Origin of the sequence: Pseudomonas chlororaphis subsp. aurantiaca, assembly GCF_013466605.1 — a bacterium.
Classification (GTDB): Bacteria; Pseudomonadota; Gammaproteobacteria; order Pseudomonadales; family Pseudomonadaceae; genus Aquipseudomonas; species Aquipseudomonas chlororaphis_I.
In genome coordinates this window covers 4,812,703-4,830,288 of record NZ_CP059162.1, presented here as the reverse complement: position 1 = coordinate 4,830,288, position 17,586 = coordinate 4,812,703, and the positions used below count along the sequence as shown (strand labels likewise).

At 60.9% G+C, this 17,586-nt stretch carries 19 protein-coding genes; 7 read left to right on the top strand and 12 right to left on the bottom strand.

The window, feature by feature from the left end; genetic code table 11:
* Positions 1-89 precede the first annotated feature (89 nt).
* Positions 90-1,229, top strand: coding sequence for an elongation factor P maturation arginine rhamnosyltransferase EarP (earP, locus tag H0I86_RS21645; protein WP_180925891.1), 1,140 nt, complete (start codon positions 90-92; stop codon positions 1,227-1,229).
* 633 nt (positions 1,230-1,862) lie between these two features.
* On the opposite strand, the gene H0I86_RS21640 is transcribed toward earP, so the two are convergent.
* From H0I86_RS21640 to H0I86_RS21625, 4 genes are all read right to left on the bottom strand, one after another.
* On the bottom strand, positions 1,863-2,243 hold the full coding sequence (locus H0I86_RS21640) for a hypothetical protein (RefSeq protein WP_180922132.1): 381 nt from the start codon (positions 2,241-2,243) through the stop codon (positions 1,863-1,865).
* Between the two features lie 110 nt (positions 2,244-2,353).
* Positions 2,354-2,704, bottom strand: a complete 351-nt coding sequence (locus tag H0I86_RS21635; RefSeq protein ID WP_180922131.1) for a hypothetical protein — start codon at positions 2,702-2,704, stop codon at positions 2,354-2,356.
* 133 nt (positions 2,705-2,837) lie between these two features.
* Positions 2,838-3,419 (bottom strand): hypothetical protein, encoded by a 582-nt coding sequence (locus tag H0I86_RS21630; protein WP_124340573.1) that lies wholly within the window; start codon positions 3,417-3,419, stop codon positions 2,838-2,840.
* Complete coding sequence (locus tag H0I86_RS21625; RefSeq protein ID WP_180922130.1) at positions 3,400-4,668, bottom strand: PAAR domain-containing protein; 1,269 nt, start codon at positions 4,666-4,668, stop codon at positions 3,400-3,402. The genes H0I86_RS21630 and H0I86_RS21625 overlap by 20 nt, the downstream gene beginning before the upstream one ends.
* A gap of 397 nt (positions 4,669-5,065) precedes the next feature.
* Here H0I86_RS21625 and H0I86_RS21620 point away from each other — a divergent pair, with 397 nt between their 5' ends.
* A complete protein-coding gene (locus H0I86_RS21620; RefSeq protein WP_023966275.1) occupies positions 5,066-5,638 on the top strand; it encodes an elongation factor P in 573 nt (190 codons plus the stop codon).
* Between the two features lie 79 nt (positions 5,639-5,717).
* Here H0I86_RS21620 and H0I86_RS21615 read toward each other — a convergent pair whose 3' ends face one another.
* The 4 genes from H0I86_RS21615 to H0I86_RS21600 form a co-directional block, all read right to left on the bottom strand.
* Positions 5,718-6,731 carry an alpha/beta hydrolase gene (locus H0I86_RS21615; RefSeq protein WP_180922129.1) on the bottom strand — a complete coding sequence of 338 codons (1,014 nt, stop codon included), beginning with the start codon at positions 6,729-6,731 and terminating at the stop codon, positions 5,718-5,720.
* A gap of 41 nt (positions 6,732-6,772) precedes the next feature.
* The gene (locus H0I86_RS21610) at positions 6,773-7,192 is read right to left on the bottom strand and encodes an organic hydroperoxide resistance protein (protein ID WP_180922128.1); all 420 of its coding nucleotides are present in this window, start codon (positions 7,190-7,192) and stop codon (positions 6,773-6,775) included.
* A gap of 280 nt (positions 7,193-7,472) precedes the next feature.
* Complete coding sequence (locus H0I86_RS21605; RefSeq protein ID WP_180922127.1) at positions 7,473-7,937, bottom strand: MarR family winged helix-turn-helix transcriptional regulator; 465 nt, start codon at positions 7,935-7,937, stop codon at positions 7,473-7,475.
* A gap of 75 nt (positions 7,938-8,012) precedes the next feature.
* Positions 8,013-8,963, bottom strand: coding sequence for a LysR family transcriptional regulator (locus H0I86_RS21600; RefSeq protein WP_180922126.1), 951 nt, complete (start codon positions 8,961-8,963; stop codon positions 8,013-8,015).
* Positions 8,964-9,071: 108 nt separating this feature from the next.
* Between H0I86_RS21600 and H0I86_RS21595 the strand changes: the two genes are divergently transcribed.
* On the top strand, positions 9,072-9,821 hold the full coding sequence (locus H0I86_RS21595; RefSeq protein WP_180922125.1) for a sulfite exporter TauE/SafE family protein: 750 nt from the start codon (positions 9,072-9,074) through the stop codon (positions 9,819-9,821).
* On the opposite strand, the gene H0I86_RS21590 is transcribed toward H0I86_RS21595, so the two are convergent.
* Positions 9,811-10,665, bottom strand: coding sequence for a LysR substrate-binding domain-containing protein (locus H0I86_RS21590; protein WP_162136185.1), 855 nt, complete (start codon positions 10,663-10,665; stop codon positions 9,811-9,813). The two genes, H0I86_RS21595 and H0I86_RS21590, sit on opposite strands and share 11 nt — an antisense overlap.
* A gap of 97 nt (positions 10,666-10,762) precedes the next feature.
* Between H0I86_RS21590 and H0I86_RS21585 the strand changes: the two genes are divergently transcribed.
* Positions 10,763-10,984, top strand: a complete 222-nt coding sequence (locus H0I86_RS21585; protein WP_180922124.1) for a DUF1127 domain-containing protein — start codon at positions 10,763-10,765, stop codon at positions 10,982-10,984.
* A gap of 64 nt (positions 10,985-11,048) precedes the next feature.
* Positions 11,049-12,260: a winged helix-turn-helix domain-containing protein gene (locus H0I86_RS21580; protein WP_180922123.1), complete on the top strand. Its 1,212-nt coding sequence runs from the start codon at positions 11,049-11,051 to the stop codon at positions 12,258-12,260.
* Positions 12,261-12,310: 50 nt separating this feature from the next.
* Here the strand turns inward: H0I86_RS21580 and H0I86_RS21575 are convergent, their stop codons facing one another.
* On the bottom strand, positions 12,311-13,657 hold the full coding sequence (locus H0I86_RS21575) for a class II 3-deoxy-7-phosphoheptulonate synthase (RefSeq protein ID WP_097304555.1): 1,347 nt from the start codon (positions 13,655-13,657) through the stop codon (positions 12,311-12,313).
* Between the two features lie 162 nt (positions 13,658-13,819).
* On the opposite strand from H0I86_RS21575, the gene H0I86_RS21570 reads away from it, so the two are divergent.
* Complete coding sequence (locus H0I86_RS21570; protein ID WP_009050119.1) at positions 13,820-14,575, top strand: spermidine synthase; 756 nt, start codon at positions 13,820-13,822, stop codon at positions 14,573-14,575.
* A 77-nt stretch (positions 14,576-14,652) separates the two neighbouring features.
* Here H0I86_RS21570 and H0I86_RS21565 read toward each other — a convergent pair whose 3' ends face one another.
* Both H0I86_RS21565 and H0I86_RS21560 read right to left on the bottom strand, forming a co-directional pair.
* Positions 14,653-15,444 (bottom strand): crotonase/enoyl-CoA hydratase family protein, encoded by a 792-nt coding sequence (locus H0I86_RS21565; RefSeq protein ID WP_180922122.1) that lies wholly within the window; start codon positions 15,442-15,444, stop codon positions 14,653-14,655.
* Positions 15,410-15,745, bottom strand: a complete 336-nt coding sequence (locus H0I86_RS21560; protein WP_180922121.1) for a hypothetical protein — start codon at positions 15,743-15,745, stop codon at positions 15,410-15,412. Before H0I86_RS21560 ends, H0I86_RS21565 begins: the two co-directional genes overlap by 35 nt.
* Positions 15,746-15,864: 119 nt before the next feature.
* Between H0I86_RS21560 and H0I86_RS21555 the strand changes: the two genes are divergently transcribed.
* Positions 15,865-17,538, top strand: coding sequence for a DEAD/DEAH box helicase (locus H0I86_RS21555; RefSeq protein WP_007931434.1), 1,674 nt, complete (start codon positions 15,865-15,867; stop codon positions 17,536-17,538).
* Positions 17,539-17,586 lie beyond the last annotated feature (48 nt).

The window sequence follows — 17,586 nt, the reverse complement described above, 5'->3', positions numbered from 1 at the left end:
TGATTGTCGCACGAAGATTATCGGCATTGGCTCTTCTGTCTGCGGCGATTTATGCGGACAATCGGCGCTTTTGCCAAACGGAGCCCGGAATGAAAGCCTCCTGGGATATTTTCTGCAGCGTCGTCGACAACTACGGCGATATCGGCGTGACCTGGCGGCTGGCCCGACAACTGGTGGCCGAGCATCAGTGCGCGGTGCGGCTGTGGGTGGATGACCTGCGTGCCTTCGAGCGTTTGTGTCCGCCCATTGATGTCGCCTTGCCTCAGCAATGGCAGGAAGGCGTCGATGTGCGCCACTGGCCGGCCGAGTGGTCGCCGGTGGCGGCTGCGGATGTGGTGATCGCGGCCTTTGCCTGCCAGCTGCCACCGGCTTATATGGAGGCGATGGCCGAACGTGAACATAGCCCTTTGTGGCTGAACCTCGATTACCTCAGCGCCGAGGCCTGGGTGACCGGCTGCCACGGCCTGCCCTCGGTGAAGTTCAAGGGCGTGCAGAAGTACTTCTTTTTCCCTGGCTTTCAGGCCGGTACCGGCGGCTTGCTGCGCGAGGTCGGATTGTTGGAGCGACGCAGGGCGTTTCAGCAGGACCCGCTGGCTCGGCAACATTTCCTTGAAGGACTGGGCGTTTTTGCTGCACCCGAGGCCCGCCTGATGTCGCTGTTCGCCTATGAGAACGCCGGCCTGGCCAGTTGGTTGGACGCGCTGGCCGCCGATTCGCGGGCTACCCATCTGCTGGTTCCCGAAGGGCGGATCCTTGGTGACGTGCAAAGGTGGCTGGGTGTCGAGGCGCTGACGACGGGTGCCGTGCAAGTGCGGGGCGCTCTGACGGTGCAGGTACTGCCGTTCGTCCGACAGGAGGAATACGACCAGCTCCTGTGGGCCTGCGATTTCAACGCGGTACGTGGCGAGGATTCGTTCGTGCGCGCTCAGTGGGCTGGCCGACCGATGCTCTGGCACATTTATCAACAGGACGAAGACATCCACCTGGACAAGCTCGACGCCTTTCTCGAGCTTTATACTCAGGGGCTGTCGCCAGAGGCCAAGGCGGCGCTGATCGACCTGTGGCGGGCCTGGAATGCCGGGGGAGAAATGGCGCAAGGCTGGAAAAAGCTGCTGGAACACTGGCCGGAAGTGGCCGCCCACGGCGAAAAGTGGTGTCTGGAACAGGGCTCGCAGCCCGATCTTGCTGCGGCGCTGGTGCAGTTTTACCTCAATCAGGGTGGGCACTGAGAGGACCCAATGAACACGGGACGAAATCCTCTATGCGCACCAAGGCCACACCAAGCCTGTTACAAACCATCCTTGCCCGTCCCTATCTGTATAGGCGTAATGGGGTCTATCACCTTCGTATGCGGCCTGTGGGTTCGACTACTGGATTCTTCACGACTTCTGAAAGATCACAGGCCAACGAGTTGACGAAAGACATCCTTGCATCCCTTGCAGTATTCCACCTGGGCGACCCTGAAGCCTCATGGGCTGATATCCGTGACCGTCTATCCCTGGTGGCTCTTGACGCGCTCTCTATGTCCCACACGGACGCCTCTCTGGTCGCCTATCAGCCGATCTATGGGGACCATCACACGAACATCAGCAAAGCCGCTGCCTTACTGCCTCTCTCACTGAATCAGCACAGGGGAGCAGTAGAGGGGCCCAACGGATACTCGAAGCAGCCGCTGAGCGCCTACGAGGCGACTCCAAGGCTCTTGTGGACATCGTGGATAGTCTGCATCGTGGGGGCTGAGCCTGCTGCGTCCCTCAAGGCCGCCCGTGAGCCACTCCATTGGGATGACCTTTGGCCGGTCTACCTGAAAGAGCGTGAGGGAGACGTGAAGAATGAGCTCATAGCGGCACTGCTAGAGAACTTTAGGTCCGGAAGGGGTCAGACTCACCCGCACATTGTTTCAAGCGAGAAATGACGTCAGGGCCGGTTTTAGTGGTGTCGATTCTTCCTTTTTCACCAAGGTAGATGTCTGTCGTTCGCCCCCATTTTGGCGTTATGGAGATGCACCTCCGCAGCTCCTTGGCAGACCACCAATCGAACATCATGAAGAAGTCCTTATTGGGGAAGACATGGCCAATATCTGCGGTTGTTTGACCGGGGAGCATGCCCCCTTTGTCAATACGGTGCTGGGTGTTCCAGATATAGCGGAACTTCTCCTTGCCATCCTTGGAGTAATTAACGGCCACTCTCGGCAACGTCACGTACCAAAATGCACATGACGCTAATAGGAGCAGGAGCAGCATGCGCCCTTTGCTCAGTTTATTTACATACGTGGACCCGGACACCTTTTCTCCAATAAGTTTATAGCCAATCCGGCCATCCAAGCGAAGGAAAGCAACCAGACGTAGTAACCCTAGGTATAACCAGTAACAGTGAACCTGCCGTCTTCGTCGTACCAAGTAACGAGCTGTAATTGCACCGACAGTCCCGCTAGTAATGCGAGTACGGCATAGATGAAGCTTCGCTTGACGTTCCGAGTCCGGTAAGCAGCGATGAATAAGGGGTTTGCTAACCAAGCAGCGTAACCGTAGACCATTAACAGTAACCCCGATATGAATGCAAACCATCCAGGTAAAGTGTCTTGGGTGAGCGTCCCATGCAGCCAGTTATCATCTTCTTGATACACCGCTGGTAGTGCAAGGCTAAGCAGGTACAGGGCCATGCCGAAATCGCGAAGTTCGAGGCGTCGCTTGGGCCACTTCATTGTCGTGATGCTCCATCACCAGTTGTAAAGGCCTGGGGGATGTCGTCTGCGTTCTACTTGGTGGCTGTGCTGGAGGTGCTGGTTGGTGACCTCACAGCGGCACTGGTAGAGAACAATCGGCAGACTGATGTCTTTACTGTGGTAGCGCTGGGCAGCTCTTAGCGGCAGCCTGATACGCCTTGGCGTAGTCCACGAAGGTTTTTGGATCGTAAGGCTCAGCGGTTACGCTAAAGCTGGATTTGCCGTAGTAGCTGATTGATTGGTCAACCACCACGGCCCATGTACGGCCAGCGTGCTGTGCAACCAGATAGAACTCATGGGAATTCAAATCGCTGTTCTCATCCAGTGCAGAGTAGCGGTAGCGCAGGTTCTTATACCAGTCGCGTATGCCCGTTATGGCTCTCAGCGCCTCCTTGGCGGGCTCCTTGTCCGAGTCCTTCAAAAAGAACGCTTTGCCGATGGTGAGTTTCCCGGCGCTCTCCAACTCAGATAATGGTACAGGCAGAGGCTCTCGGCTGATCAACCGTGAATATTCGCAGTCGAAGACCCAGCGTCCTGTATTTACATATTTGTCCGCGTAGACAACCACACCATTGCCATAATCTTGCTTATATACGCTCGTCATAGTCTTCAGCTCGTAGTAACCCCAGATCAGCAGCAGTGGGGAGAAAATAGCGAGGGCAATCCACACCCTTTTATTTTGGCGAAAATTCAAAGTGGCCTCCGGGTATGCCTAATGGGGTGCTGCCAGAAATCACGGGGTTGATTGCTCCCATTTCCTGATAGGTGAACCCGCCAGCTTTGTTGTAATTCTTTCGCTCGCCCTTCAGCTTGTTCCATTGTTGACACCATTCCTCTTCAGGTGCGGCGTTATCGCTGACATCGCACAGTTTGCCCAGCTGGCGCTCCTCGAACGACCCCCAGGTGTTCTTGTAGTCCGAGCGCCTAACAAAGGCATGCACCTTGATCCGTAGGTGGTTGGCCAGCAACTGCGCCAGGCTCTCGTTGGTCTGCGGGAAGAACTGGATGCCATCTTCGACAGGGAAGTCCGACCGATTGCCCATACCGGTCCTACAGGCGTAGCTGTCGATCTGTGCCGAACTGGAAAACGCCGTAGGTGAAATCTTGTCGTAGCTCAGTACGTCCAGGGACATTTGGAAGTCCCCGGCGAGCTGATAGCCGAAGGCGATCCGATGCGGCACGCCGTGGCTGAACAGTGATAGGTGTTCGATGGGTGATTGCTTGCGGTCCTTGCCTTGGTTCAGGTAGTCGATCAGCTCTTGGACGTTCGTTACGGTGACAACACCAGCACCATAGGTATCGGCTGAATCGCGTGCCGCACTGAGCATTGCTTCGCTGTACGACGGGGTGAATATCACCAGCGTGCGCGTCAGGTCAGGCTTGTTGCGTTTGAACTCGGCCAGTTCGCGCACGGCTTGGCCGACGAACATCATTTGGTTGCCCCCGCTTTTGTCGTGCTGGCTTCCGGCAACTGCGATTAGCTCTGGAGTCAGCGGTTCTTCAGGCGTCTTAGAGGCCTCATTGGGATCAACCAAAGCATTTGCAGCGATTGCCTTCTCGGTCAGCTTCGGGTCGGCCAGCAAGGTCGCCATCTTTTCATCGTCTACCGAGCCGTCTGGGCGGATTGCCCCAAGGGTTGCGAAGTTGATGATTGCAGCCCCAGGAGCGGGGCCCATTACGAACCCGCCGAAGGTGTCACCCGACCCCGTGATGATTGTCCCTCCGTGACTGGTAGGGCTCCCTAAGTGGGCCATAGGGCGACCATTCAGGATGATCGAGGGAAACCCCGTGGTGATGACCGCGCCACAACCGCAAGAGTCACCGACTCGGGCTGCTCCCATGAAGTTGATGTTGATGTCACCAGAAGCGGAGGCTATAGGTGTCGTGCCGTGACCGGGAAGCGGGCAGAGGTGTTTGTCGCCCAGACGAGCAGAAGAAAGCACTGAACATCATCCTTGCGTGTAAGGTCCTTTTTAGAGCCTCGCGAGCCTATCAAGGATCATCAAGAAAGGCTGTAGGACGATTCTGAACTTTGCTGATCCCTTCGAGAATCTGGCAGAAAAATCTGAATGACCACCTCAATACGCATATGCGCCCAGGCTCCCCTCTGGGGTCCTTATCGCGGACCTGTGCGCCTCTGGATGAAGCGTTACAATCGATCACCAAGGGCACACCAAGGAAGTACCAAGCCTTGTCCCAAGGGCGTTACAAGGAACTTTACCGAGCCCAATGATCCCGCTACGATGGCCGCCCAGCTCTTTCATTGCCCAGTTTTACCTAAATTGGATATGATACGCGGCCTAGATTTTTGTAAATCCCATCCAAATTCGGATATTCGCAATGAAAACTGGTAAAGAACTCAAACCCGGTACCGTGATCCGTATCGACAACGATCCTTGGCTGGTTCAGAAAGCTGAATTCACCAAGTCCGGTCGTAACAGCGCGATCATGAAGACCAAGCTGAAGAACCTGCTGACCGGTTACAAGACCGAAACCGTTTACGGTGCGGACGACAAGCTGGACGACGTGATCCTGGATCGCAAAGAAGCGACCCTGTCGTTCATCAGCGGTGACACCTACACGTTCATGGACACCACTGACTACACCATGTACGAGCTGAACGCCGAAGACATCGAAGCCGTTTTGCCATTCATCGAAGAAGGCATGACCGACGTTTGCGAAGCCGTGTTCTTCGAAGACCGTCTGGTTTCCGTTGACCTGCCGACCACCATCGTTCGCCAGGTTGACTACACCGAAGGTTCCGCTCGCGGCGACACTTCGGGCAAGGTGATGAAGCCTGCCAAACTGAAAAACGGTACCGAGCTGAGCGTTGCTGATTTCGTTGAAATCGGTGACTGGATCGAGATCGACACTCGCGACGGCGGTTCCTACAAAGGCCGCGCCAAGGTTTAAGCTACTGCTTGAATTCTCGCGTACAAAAAAGCCCGACCATCGAGTCGGGCTTTTTTGTGGCCGAAGATCAGTGACAGCCTTACTTCAGGTGTTGCTTGAGCTCTTCGCTGGCTTGCAGCAGGGCCGAACGCACCGCGGGTACCTGGCTGACCACGTTGAGCAGGCCGTAGTCGTGGATCATCCCGTTGTAGCGCACCGAGGTCACGGTCACGCCGGCTTCGTCCAGCTTGCGGGCGTAGGCTTCGCCTTCGTCGCGCAGCACATCGGCACCGGCCGTCTGGACCAGCGCGGGAGGCAGGCCCTTGAGCTGGGCGCTGGTGGCGCGCAGCGGCGAGGCGTAGATCTCGTTACGCTGCCGGGCGTCGGTGGTGTAGTTGTCCCAGAACCACTTCATCATGTTTTTGCTGAGGAAGTGCCCCTCGGCATACTGGTTGTACGACGCCGTCTCGAAATTCGCGTCGGTCACCGGCCACAGCAGCAGCTGGAACCGGATCGCCGGCGTGCCCTTGTCCTTGGCCATCAGGCTGACCACGGCCGCCATGTTGCCGCCGACGCTGTTGCCGGCAACCGCCAGGCGCTTGCCGTCGATGTTGATTTCCTGGCCATGCTCGGCCACCCACTTGGTTGCCGCGTAAGCCTGATTGATCGCCACCGGGTAATGAGCTTCCGGAGACGGCGTGTAATTGACGAACACCGCCGCCGCCCCGGAGCCCACCACCAGGTCCCGCACCAGCCGCTCGTGGGTCGGGAAGTCGCCCAGTACCCAGCCGCCGCCGTGGAAAAACATGAACACTGGCAACGTGCCTTTCACCCCGGCCGGCCTGACGATGGTCAGGCTGATGTCCTGGCCGTCGACCTTGATGGTCTTCTGGCTGACATCCGCCTTGGGCAGCGTCAGCTTGACCCCGGCCTGGGCACCGACCAGCACGGCCCGGGCCTCTTTTGGCGTCATCTGCTCCATCGGCTTGCCGCTGCCGGCGTTCAAGGCGTCGAGGAACGCCTGGGTGTTGTGTTCGACCCCGCCTTCGGCGGAGGCCGTGCTGATGGACAGGGCGAGAAGGCTACCGGTCAAGACCTTGCTGAAAGTGTTCATGTTCGTCTCCTGGGCGGTGCGGGTGCTGGTACGCAGTTGGGTTAGACAGTCACGTGCAGACGTACGTCGACGTTGCCGCGGGTGGCGTTGGAGTAAGGGCAGACCTGGTGAGCTGCTTCGACCAGAGATTGCGCATCGCTCTGTTCAAGACCTGGCAGGCTGATGTGCAGGTCGATGTCCAGGCCGAATCCGCCAGGAATCTGGCCGATGCCGACATGGGCGGTGATCGAGGCGTTGTCCGGGATCTTGCGTTTGCTCTGGCTGGCGACGAATTTCAGGGCGCCGATAAAGCAGGCGGAGTAGCCGGCGGCGAAGAGTTGTTCAGGGTTGGTGGCCTGGCCGCCGGCACCACCGAGTTCTTTGGGGGTGGCGAGCTTGACGTCGAGGATGTTGTCGCTGGAGACGGCGCGACCATCACGGCCACCGGTTGCGGTTGCGACTGCGGTATAGAGAGTTTGCATGATGTGAGCCTCTTGGTTTTCGAATTTTTGCGCTAAATATTTGCGCGCTAAGTAAGTGCGAAATAAATGTACCGCTCAAATATTTAGCGCGCAAGATAAATTTTTGAAAAAAACTCGGAAATGCTTGCCGGCAGCCCAGGTTTTTTGTCTAAGCGGCTGATTTAAATAATATTTTTATCGAGAAATTTTTTCGTCGATACGCTGTTGGCGGTGTCGAAACAGAGAGGATCGCGAGCAAGCGCCGCTGCAGGAGGGGCAGGGCGTGCTCGCGAGAGCGCGGTTAAAGGCTGTCTTGCAGATGGCCGCGCAGGTTCAGCAGGTCAGCCTGCAGTTTGCGCAGCTGTTCCAGGGTCAGGCCGCTGGCGCCGAGGATGCATTGGGGAACGCCGCGCGCCCGGTCATACAGGGCCCGCCCTTGCTCGCTCAGCTCGATGATCACCACCCGTTCGTCTTCGCGGCTGCGGGTACGGCTCAGCAGGCCCTCGGCCTCCAGGCGCTTGAGCAAGGGCGTCAATGAACCGGGATCGGTCAGCAGGCGGCTGCTGATCTCGCCGACGGTCAGGCCGTCCTGCTCCCAGAGCACCATCATCGCCAGGTACTGGGGATAAGTCAGGCCCAGCTCCTGCAGCAGCGGTTTATAGACTTTGGTCATCAGCAGCGAAGTCGAGTGCAGGGCGAAGCACAGCTGGTTGTCCAGCAGCAGATCGTCGCATTTTTTTTCCGGGGTGGAGCCTTTGGTGTTCATGGTCGGGCCTTGATCGATACTCGCCCTGAATCTAGCGGGCAAATCTTTAATGCGCCAGATAATTCTCGCCGGCCCTCAGCCCATGGCGCTCTGCAGGGCCAGATCCCAGGGCGGAATCGGGCTGAAGCGAGTCTTCAGGTATTCCAGCAACAGGCGGCTGCGGGCGTTGGTGTGCTGTTCCAGGCGCAAGGCATAGATGCCGGCGCTTTCCGGTTTGGGCAGGCCGGTTTCGCAGAACAACGGCAACAGTTCACCGCGCAGCAGGTATTCGCTGGCCAGCCAGGTCGGCAGGTGGGCGATGCCCAGCCCGGCCAGGGCACCGGACAATAGCGCTTCAGCATTGTTGGCGCTCAGGCGGATGCGTTGTGGGCGGTGGGTCTGCAGTTGCCCGCCCAGTTCGAAGCGCCAGGCGAACAGCGGAGCCAGGCCGTCCCAGTCCAGGCCGTCGTGCTGGCTCAGTTCGGCGGGATGGACCGGAGTGCCACGAAGCTTGAGGTAGGCCGGGCTGGCGCAGGCGATGCGCACGATGCTCGCCAGTGAGGTCGCCACCATGCGGGTATCGACCCTTTGCCCGGCGCGCAGCACCAGGTCGACCTTGCCCAGGTGCGAGCCCTGCATGTCGACGAAGCTGTCGATCAGGTGCAACTGCACATCCAGCCCCGGATAGAGCATCAGGAAATCGGCGATCGCCGGCGCCAGGTGTCGCCGGCCGAACGCCGCGGGAGCGTCGATGCGGATCAGGCCTTCCGGCGCGTGGCTCAAGGACACGGCTTCCGCTCGCGCCAGTTGCAGTTCGGCGACGATGCGCCGGGCGCGTTCGGCGAAGGCCTGGCCAGCCGCCGTCGCCACCACCGCGTGGGTGGTGCGCATGAACAGCTTGCTGCCGATGGCGTTTTCCAGGCTGTCTATACGCCGGGCCACCGCCGAAGGAGTCAGGGGATGCCGGCGCGCGGCGGCGGAAAAACTCCCGGTTTCCAGCACATCGAGGAACAGGCCGAGCTGGTCGGTGAGGGCATTAGGGTTCATGGCAGGCACTTGCTTATGCGAATTTGGCAAAGCCATTGTGCGTTGCTGTGCGTTTCCGCACCAGAGCCGACTGCGTAGCATGCAAGGCCTGAGGTGAGGAGAGCGGCGGTGATCGATTTAGCAATGTATGTGGTGTTGGGCGCGGCGCTGGGCACGGTGGGCGGCTTGTTCGGGATCGGTGGCGGCCTGATCGCGATCCCGGTGCTGGGCGTGCTGTTCGGGTTGGACCAGCAGATCGCCCAGGGCACGGCGTTGGTGATGGTGGTCCCTAACGTGATGCTCGCGTTGTGGCGTTATCACCAGCGCAACCGGATCGAGGCGCGGCATGCCTTGCCGTTGGCCCTGATGGGCTTCTGTTTTGCCTGGCTCGGTTCGATCTGGGCGGTGGGCATCGATGCCCAGGTCATGCGGATAGGCTTCGTTGCGTTCCTGGTGGCGTTGTCGGCCTACAACCTGTTGCGCATGTTCCTGGGCAATGTCCCGGCTTCGGCGCAGATGCGTTACCCCTGGCCGTGGCTCGGCGTGCTGGGTGCGGCTTCCGGAACCATGGGCGGGCTGTTCGGCGTCGGCGGCGCAGTGGTCGCCACGCCGGTGCTGACCAGCCTGTTCGGCACCACCCAGGTGGTCGCCCAGGGGCTTTCGCTGGCCCTGGCCCTGCCGAGCACCGGGGTGACGCTGGTGACCTACGGGGTGCATCAGGAAGTGGACTGGATGATCGGCCTGCCGTTGGCGGCAGGTGGCCTGCTGAGCATCAGTTGGGGCGTGAAAATCGCCCATGCGCTGCCCGAGCGAATGCTGCGCGGGCTGTTCTGCGGCTTCCTGGTGGTCTGTGCGGTGATGCTCGCCTTTAAAGTTTGAAGCCTTCGACTATGTGTTCGGCCAGGCATTCGGTGATGGGCGAGGGCGTGTTGAGGTTGCGCACCAGCATGATGCTGGCTTCGGGCAGCAGGGGCAGGTCTTCGGCGGCGCCCAGGATGCGCATGTCGGGGGTGATCAGGCTTTCCAGTTGCGCAGTGATCGCCAGGCCGGCGCTGACCACGGCCATCAGTGCCGACAGGCTGGAGCTGTTATAGGCAATACGATAGTCGCGACCGGCGGCGTCCAGTGCATTGCAGGCCCACTGCCTGCAAAAGCAATCGCTGTTGAACATCGCCAGGGGCAGCGGCGTCTGTTCGTGGGGGCAGAAACCCTGGGCCTCGGCCCAGACGAAACGCTCCTTGCGCAGCAACTGGCCAATTTCGCTGCCCGGCTCGCGGGTGACGATGGACAGGTCCAGGTCCTGGCGCAGCAACAATTGCTTGGACGACTCGCAATGCACTTCGATCTGGATCAAGGGATAGGCCTGGGCAAACCGCGACAGGATCCCCGGTAGAAAGCGCATCACGTAATCGTCTGGCGTACCGATACGTACGGTGCCGACCATGTGCGGCTCGCGCAGGGTGTTGAATACCTCGCTGTGCAGTTTCAGGATGCGCCGCGCGTAACCCAGCAGCACCTGGCCTTCGGCGGTCAGGCGCACCTGGCGACCCTCGCGCTGGAACAACTGGCGTTGCAGCACGTCCTCCTCGAGCCGCTTCATCTGCATGCTCACCGCGGACTGGGTGCGATTGACCTGCTCCCCGGCCTTGGTGAAGCCGCCCTGATCGGCGATGGCGACGAAGGTGCGCAAGACCTCGGTATCAATGCTTGGGTAGCTGGACAATTCATCAAACTCCGAGATGTATTGCATAAGAAACATTCGTTGGATTGATCTTAGCCCTGGGGGGAGACTTGAGCCATCCCCACTGGAGGGCAAGACGATGAAAGGTCAAAAAGGTTTTGTACTGGCTCACCGGTTTGCATGGCATGGCTTTTCCTTGCGGCATCTGCTGCAACGGATTGTCCGCTGGCATGAGCTGCACCGTGAACGGATCATGCTGGCCGGCATGAGTGACGAGGCGCTGAAGGATATCGGCCTCAGTCGCGCGGATGTGGAACGGGAGACCGTGCGGCCGTTCTGGGACGACCCGATGCACAAGTGAATGTCAAAGCGCTACACAAGCCACTTCTCACTGAGGTAGTTTGCGGGCAGACAAGGAGATTGCCATGCCCGCAGAACTGTCCTTTTCCCTCAAGCAGGCTCGACGTCTGGCGCTGGCCGCCCAAGGTTTTTCCGGGCGGCCGCTGCCTGCGACGATCAGGCCGGCACAGGTCAATCGCCTGATCGCGCGCCTGGGCATCCTGCAGATCGATTCGGTCAACGCCCTGGTGCGCTCGCACTACCTGCCGCTGTTTTCCCGCCTGGGCGACTATCCCGCGCAACTGCTGGACCAGGCTGCCTGGAGCCAGGGCCGGCAACGCACGTTGTTCGAGTACTGGGGGCACGAAGCCTCGTTGCTGCCGCTGTCGCTGTACCCGCTGATGCGCTGGCGCATGCGGCGGGCCAGCCAGGGGCTGGGGATCTACCAGCAGTTGGCGCGTTTCGGCCAGGAGCAGCAGGCGACTATCTGCCGGGTGCTGGCCGCGGTCGAGGAACAGGGCGCCCTCGGCGCGGGCAGCCTGTCGACCCGCGAGGAGCGCGCCGGCCCCTGGTGGGACTGGAGCGCGGAGAAGCACGCACTGGAATGGCTGTTCGCCGCCGGTGAGGTGACGGTCGCCGGCCGACGTGGGTTCGAGCGCTTGTACGACTTGCCGGAGCGGGTGATTCCTTTGAGCATCCTGCAACATTCGCAGCTCAGCGAAGCCGACGCCCAGCGCGGTTTGCTGTTGCATGCCGCCAGTGCCTTGGGCGTGGCCACCGAGAAGGATCTGCGTGACTACTTTCGCCTGGAACCGGCAGACAGCCGGGCACGCCTGGCGGAATTGCTGGAAGGCGGCGAACTGCTGGCCTGCGAGGTGGCGGGCTGGAAGCAAGCGGCCTATTGCCTGCCGCAGGTGAAGGTGCCGCGCACCGTGCCGGCCAGCGCCTTGCTTTCCCCCTTCGACTCGCTGATCTGGGAGCGCAGCCGCACCGAGCGCCTGTTCGACTTTCGCTATCGGCTGGAGATCTACACGCCGCAGCACAAGCGGGTGTATGGCTATTACGTGCTGCCGTTTCTGCACCACGAACGGATCGCCGCGCGGGTCGACCTGCGGGCAGAAAGGGCGCAGGGGCGCCTGGCGGTGCATGCCGTGCATGAGGAAGAGCAGGGGCTGGACGAGCAGGGAATGCAGGCGCTGGCGAGCAACTTGCGGGATATGGCCAATTGGTTGGGGCTCGCCGACGTCCAGCTCAATTGCCCGAGGGCCAGCGCCCAGCGCTTGCGTGCGTTTCTTTGAAGAGCGTCGATCATCCAGCACCGTTTCCTGGATGATCGAGCGCTACGGGTTCAACGCTTGACCTGTTTCAAGGTCTCGGCAATCAGGAACGCCAGTTCCAGCGACTGATCGGCGTTCATCCGCGGGTCGCAATGGGTGTGGTAGCGATCCGACAAGGCATCTTCGGTAATCGGCCGCGCGCCACCGATGCACTCGGTGACGTTCTGCCCGGTCATCTCGATGTGGATACCGCCGGCATAACTGCCCTCGGCTTCATGGACTTGGAAGAACTGCTTCACCTCAGTGAGGATCTGCGCGAAGTCGCGGGTCTTGTAACCGCTGCTGGCCTTGATGGTGTTGCCATGCATCGGGTCGGAACTCCACAGCACCTTCTTGCCTTCGCCTTCCACCGCGCGGATCAGCTGTGGCAGATGGTCGCCGACCTTGTTCGCGCCCATGCGCACGATCAGGTTCAGGCGGCCCGGGTCGTTGTCCGGGTTGAGGATGTCGATCAGGCGGATCAGCTCCTCGGTGTTCATGCTCGGGCCGACCTTGACCCCGATCGGGTTATTCACCCCGCGCAGGAACTCGACGTGGGCGCCGTCGAGCTGGCGGGTGCGATCGCCGATCCACAGCATGTGCGCCGAGCAGTCGTAGTAGTCGTTGGTCAGGCTGTCGCGACGGACGAAGGCTTCTTCATAGTTCAGCAGCAGCGCCTCGTGGGCGGTGAAGAAACTGGTCTCGCGTAATTGCGGCGAGCTGTCCATGCCGCAGGCGCGCATGAAGGCCAGGGTTTCGTCGATGCGGTCGGCCAGCTGGCTGTACTTCTCGGCCAGGGCGGAGTTGGCGATGAAGTCCAGGTTCCATTTGTGCACCTGGTGCAGGTCGGCAAAGCCGCCTTGGGCAAAGGCGCGCAGCAGGTTCAGGGTGGCGGTGGCCTGGTGGTAGGACTGCAGCAGGCGGTCCGGGTCCGGCACCCGGCTTTTTGCGTCAAAGCCGATGCCGTTGACGATATCGCCGCGGTAGGCCGGCAAGGTCACGCCATTGATGGTTTCGTCATTGGCCGAGCGCGGCTTGGCGAACTGGCCGGCCATGCGCCCGACCTTGACCACCGGGCAACCGGCGGCGAAGGTCATGACGATCGCCATCTGCAGCAGGACCTTGAAGGTGTCGCGGATCTTCGCCGCGGAGAACTCGGCGAAGCTCTCGGCGCAATCGCCGCCCTGCAGCAGAAAGGCGCGGCCCTGGGTCACCTCGGCAAACTGGCGGCGCAGCTCGCGGGCTTCGCCGGCAAACACCAGCGGCGGGTAGCTGGCCAGGGTCTGCTCGACCTGCAACAGGTGGGCGGCGTCGGGGTAGGCGGGTTGTTGCTGGATCGGCAGGGCGCGCCAGCTGTCAGGACTCCAGGGTTGGCTCATCATGGACTCGGGTGTTTTTTAAGGTCGGACAGGCATGTTATCAGCAATTAGTGCGTGACCTGTTCCCGCCGGTTCGCGGACAATCGCGCCTTTCCCGCTCGGCGCCGAGCGGCCGGTTTATCGCGACGGCGAGGTTGAGCCCCGTCGCGGCTAGGAGAAGAGATGACTGAGGAGCGCGTCGAGCGCCTGCTCGCCGAAGTGCACGATGAGTTCGGCATGATTCGGGTACTGGAAGTGGCGGATTACCGCTTCCTCGAATTTGGCGATGCCATCGAGCAGAGCTGCGTGTTTACCGCCGACCCGAGCTGGCTGGAGTACGACTACACCCGGGCCATGCTGATTGGGGCGCTGTGCCATGAACAGCCCGAGAGCGCGCTGTTTCTCGGCCTGGGCGCCGGCACCCTGACCCAGGCCTGCCTCAAGTTCCTGCCGCTGGAAGATGTCGAGGCCATCGAACTGCGCCCGGACGTACCGCGCCTGGCCATCGAGTACCTGGGGCTGGATGACGATCCGCGTCTCTATATCCGGGTCGGCGATGCGCTCGAACTGCTGGACAGCGCCGAGTCGGCGGACCTGATTTTCGTCGACCTGTATACCGACGTCGGGCCGGGCGTCGGGCACCTGGCCTGGGGTTTCCTGGAGAACTGCCAGAAGCGCCTCAATCCGGGCGGCTGGCTGGTGATCAACCAGTGGGCCACCGACGATGGCAAGCCACTCGGTGCGGCCTTGCTGCGCGGGCTTTACCACCGGCATTACTGGGAGCTGCCGGTGAAGGAGGGCAACGTGATTCTGATCGTTCCGTCCGACCTGGACCAGGATCTGGACATGGACGGCTTGAGCGCCCGGGCCGAGGCGCTGGCGCCGCGCCTGGGCTATTCGTTGCAGTCGTTGATCAAGTGCATCCGGCCGGCGACCTGAGTTTGCTGGCCGAGCGCATCTGTAGGAGCGAGGCTTGCCCGCGATAAGGCCTCACATTCGCCACCTGTCCGGACCGCTCAACACCCCTTGAACACCCCCGGGCGCTTTTCGACCATCGCTCGCACACCTTCCTTGGCGTCCTCGCTGTTCAATAGCTTCTTCACCAGCGGCGGCAGCCCCTGTGCCGCCGCACTTTCCCCTTCAAGCCGGGCTTGCCGGGCCGACATCAGGGTCGCCTGAACCCCCAGCGGGGCCTGGCTGGCGATCCGTTCGGCGAGAGCCAGGGCGCGGGGCAACAGGTCTTCGCTGGCCATCACCTCCTGCACCAGCCCCAGGCGCAGCGCTTCATGGGCGTCGAATTCGTCGCCGGTGAGCAGCCAGCGCATGGCGTTGCCCCAGCCGGCGATCTGATGCAAACGCAGGGTGGCGCCACCGAAGGGAAAGATGCCGCGTTGCACTTCCAGCTGGGCGAAGCGGGTATTGCTGGCGCACAGGTTGATATCCGCCGCCAGCATCAGCTCGATGCCTATGGTCAGGCAGTAGCCCTGCACCGCGACTATTACCGGTTTGCTGACCCGTGGCCCGGCGAAGACACCCCAGGGGTCGCAGCCACCGGCCGGTGCCTGCCAGCCTTTGGCGAGCTTGGCCCCGACGTTGGCCAGGTCCAGCCCCGCGGTAAAGTGCTCGCCATGGCCGAACACCACGGCGACCCGGGCCTCGCTGCTGGCCTCGAACTCGCCATAGGCCAGGCTGAGCTGATCGAGCAACTGCAGGTCGAAGGCGTTGCGCTTGGCGACCCGGTCCAGGCCGATGAGGAAGAGATGACCACGTTGTTCACGGCTGACGCGACTGCAACTGGGCTGGCTCATGGGGCATTTCCTCGGACGGTAAAGAGTGTCTCGGACCGACGGTATCGGTCGGCAAGATGAACCGTTTAAGCGTCATCCCCCGACAGGCGTGGGCCTGTGCAAAATAGACCTTTGCCGGATTATCCGCAAAGCCTGTGACAACTAGGTATTCAGCGGGTTTTTCCGATAAAAAAAACTCCCTTTTTTGAGTAATTCCGGTATAGTGCGCGCCGGCCTTTAACCGGGCCTCGTTTAGGTGATGCAATTCCCCGAAGTCAGCTTCGGCTGCTTGTCCGCTGCGCGGACTATCCTTGACGTTCATTTCTTTCAATCGTTTTCGCAAATCCCCGCCGACAAAGCTGCCAGGGTGACTCTTGAGTCTTACACGGCATGCGCAGCTTTGGAGCATGGGTCTTTGCGGATGCACTTAGAGGCAGACCCATGACCCAGGAAATCGGCGGCTTCGCCGCTCTTGAACTTCATCCCAATATTGTCGCTGCAGTAGTCGCTACCGGCTATGAAGAGCCTTCGGCCATTCAGCAGCAGTCGATCCCGATCATCCTCGCCGGTCACGATATGATTGGCCAGGCGCAAACCGGTACCGGTAAGACCGCCGCGTTCGCCCTGCCTATCCTGCACCGCATTGATCCGTCCAAGCGCGAGCCGCAAGCTCTGATCCTGGCCCCAACCCGTGAGTTGGCGCTGCAAGTTGCAACCGCTTTCGAAACCTACGCCAAGCAAATGCCGGGCGTAACTGTTGTGGCTGTCTACGGCGGCGCGCCGATGGGCCCACAACTGAAAGCAATCCGTAATGGCGCACAGATCGTTGTCGCCACTCCGGGCCGTCTGTGCGACCACCTGCGTCGCGACGAAAAAGTCCTGGCGACCGTGAACCACCTGGTTCTCGACGAAGCCGACGAAATGCTCAAGCTGGGCTTCATGGATGACCTGGAAGTGATCTTCAAGGCCATGCCGGAAACCCGCCAGACCGTACTGTTCTCGGCCACCTTGCCGCAGTCGATCCGTGCGATCGCCGAGCGTCACCTGAAGGACCCGAAACACGTCAAGATCCAGAGCAAGACCCAGACCGTCACCGCGATCGAACAGGCTCACCTGTTGGTTCACGCTGACCAGAAGACTTCTGCCGTTCTCAGCCTGCTGGAAGTGGAAGATTTCGACGCCCTGATCATGTTCGTGCGCACCAAGCAAGCGACCCTGGACCTGGCCAGCGCCCTGGAAGCCAAAGGCTACAAAGCCGCTGCGCTGAACGGCGATATCGCCCAGAACCAGCGTGAGCGCGTGATCGATTCCCTCAAGGATGGCCGTCTGGACATCGTTGTGGCGACCGACGTTGCCGCCCGTGGCCTGGACGTACCGCGCATCACCCACGTATTTAACGTGGACATGCCGTACGACCCGGAATCCTATGTGCACCGTATCGGCCGTACCGGCCGTGCCGGTCGCGAAGGTCGTGCGCTGCTGCTGGTGACTCCACGCGAGCGCCGCATGCTGCAAGTGATCGAGCGTGTAACCGGTCAAAAGGTGGCCGAGGTTCGCCTGCCGGACGCCCAAGCCGTTCTCGATGCGCGCATCAAGAAGCTGACCAACAGCCTGTCGCCGCTGGTGGCTGACGCTGAATCGACCCACGGTGATCTGCTGGATCGCCTGACCGCCGATATCGGTTGCAGCCCGCGTGCCCTGGCCGCGGCCCTGCTGCGCAAGGCCACCAACGGTCAGGCACTGAACCTGGCAGCGATCGAGAAGGAACGCCCACTGGTGCCGAACAGTGCGCCACGTGGCGACCGTCCCGAGCGTTCCGGCGATCGTCCTGATCGCGGCGAGCGTGAGCGTCGCGCGCCGATGCCTCTGGCTGAAGGTCGTGCCCGTTGCCGTACCGCGCTGGGCGCGCGTGACGGTATCGCGGCCAAGAACCTGCTGGGCGCCATCCTCAACGAAGGCGGCCTGGCCCGCGAAGCCATCGGTCGCATCCAGGTGCGTGACAGCTTCAGCCTGGTCGAGCTGCCGGAGGAAGGTCTGGAGCGTCTGTTGACCAAACTGAAGGACACTCGCGTGGCCGGCAAGCAGCTGAAGCTGCGTCGCTATCGCGAAGACTGATCGGCGCCGAGCTGATGGGTTGAACGAAAAAATCCCCGCCTGGTGCGG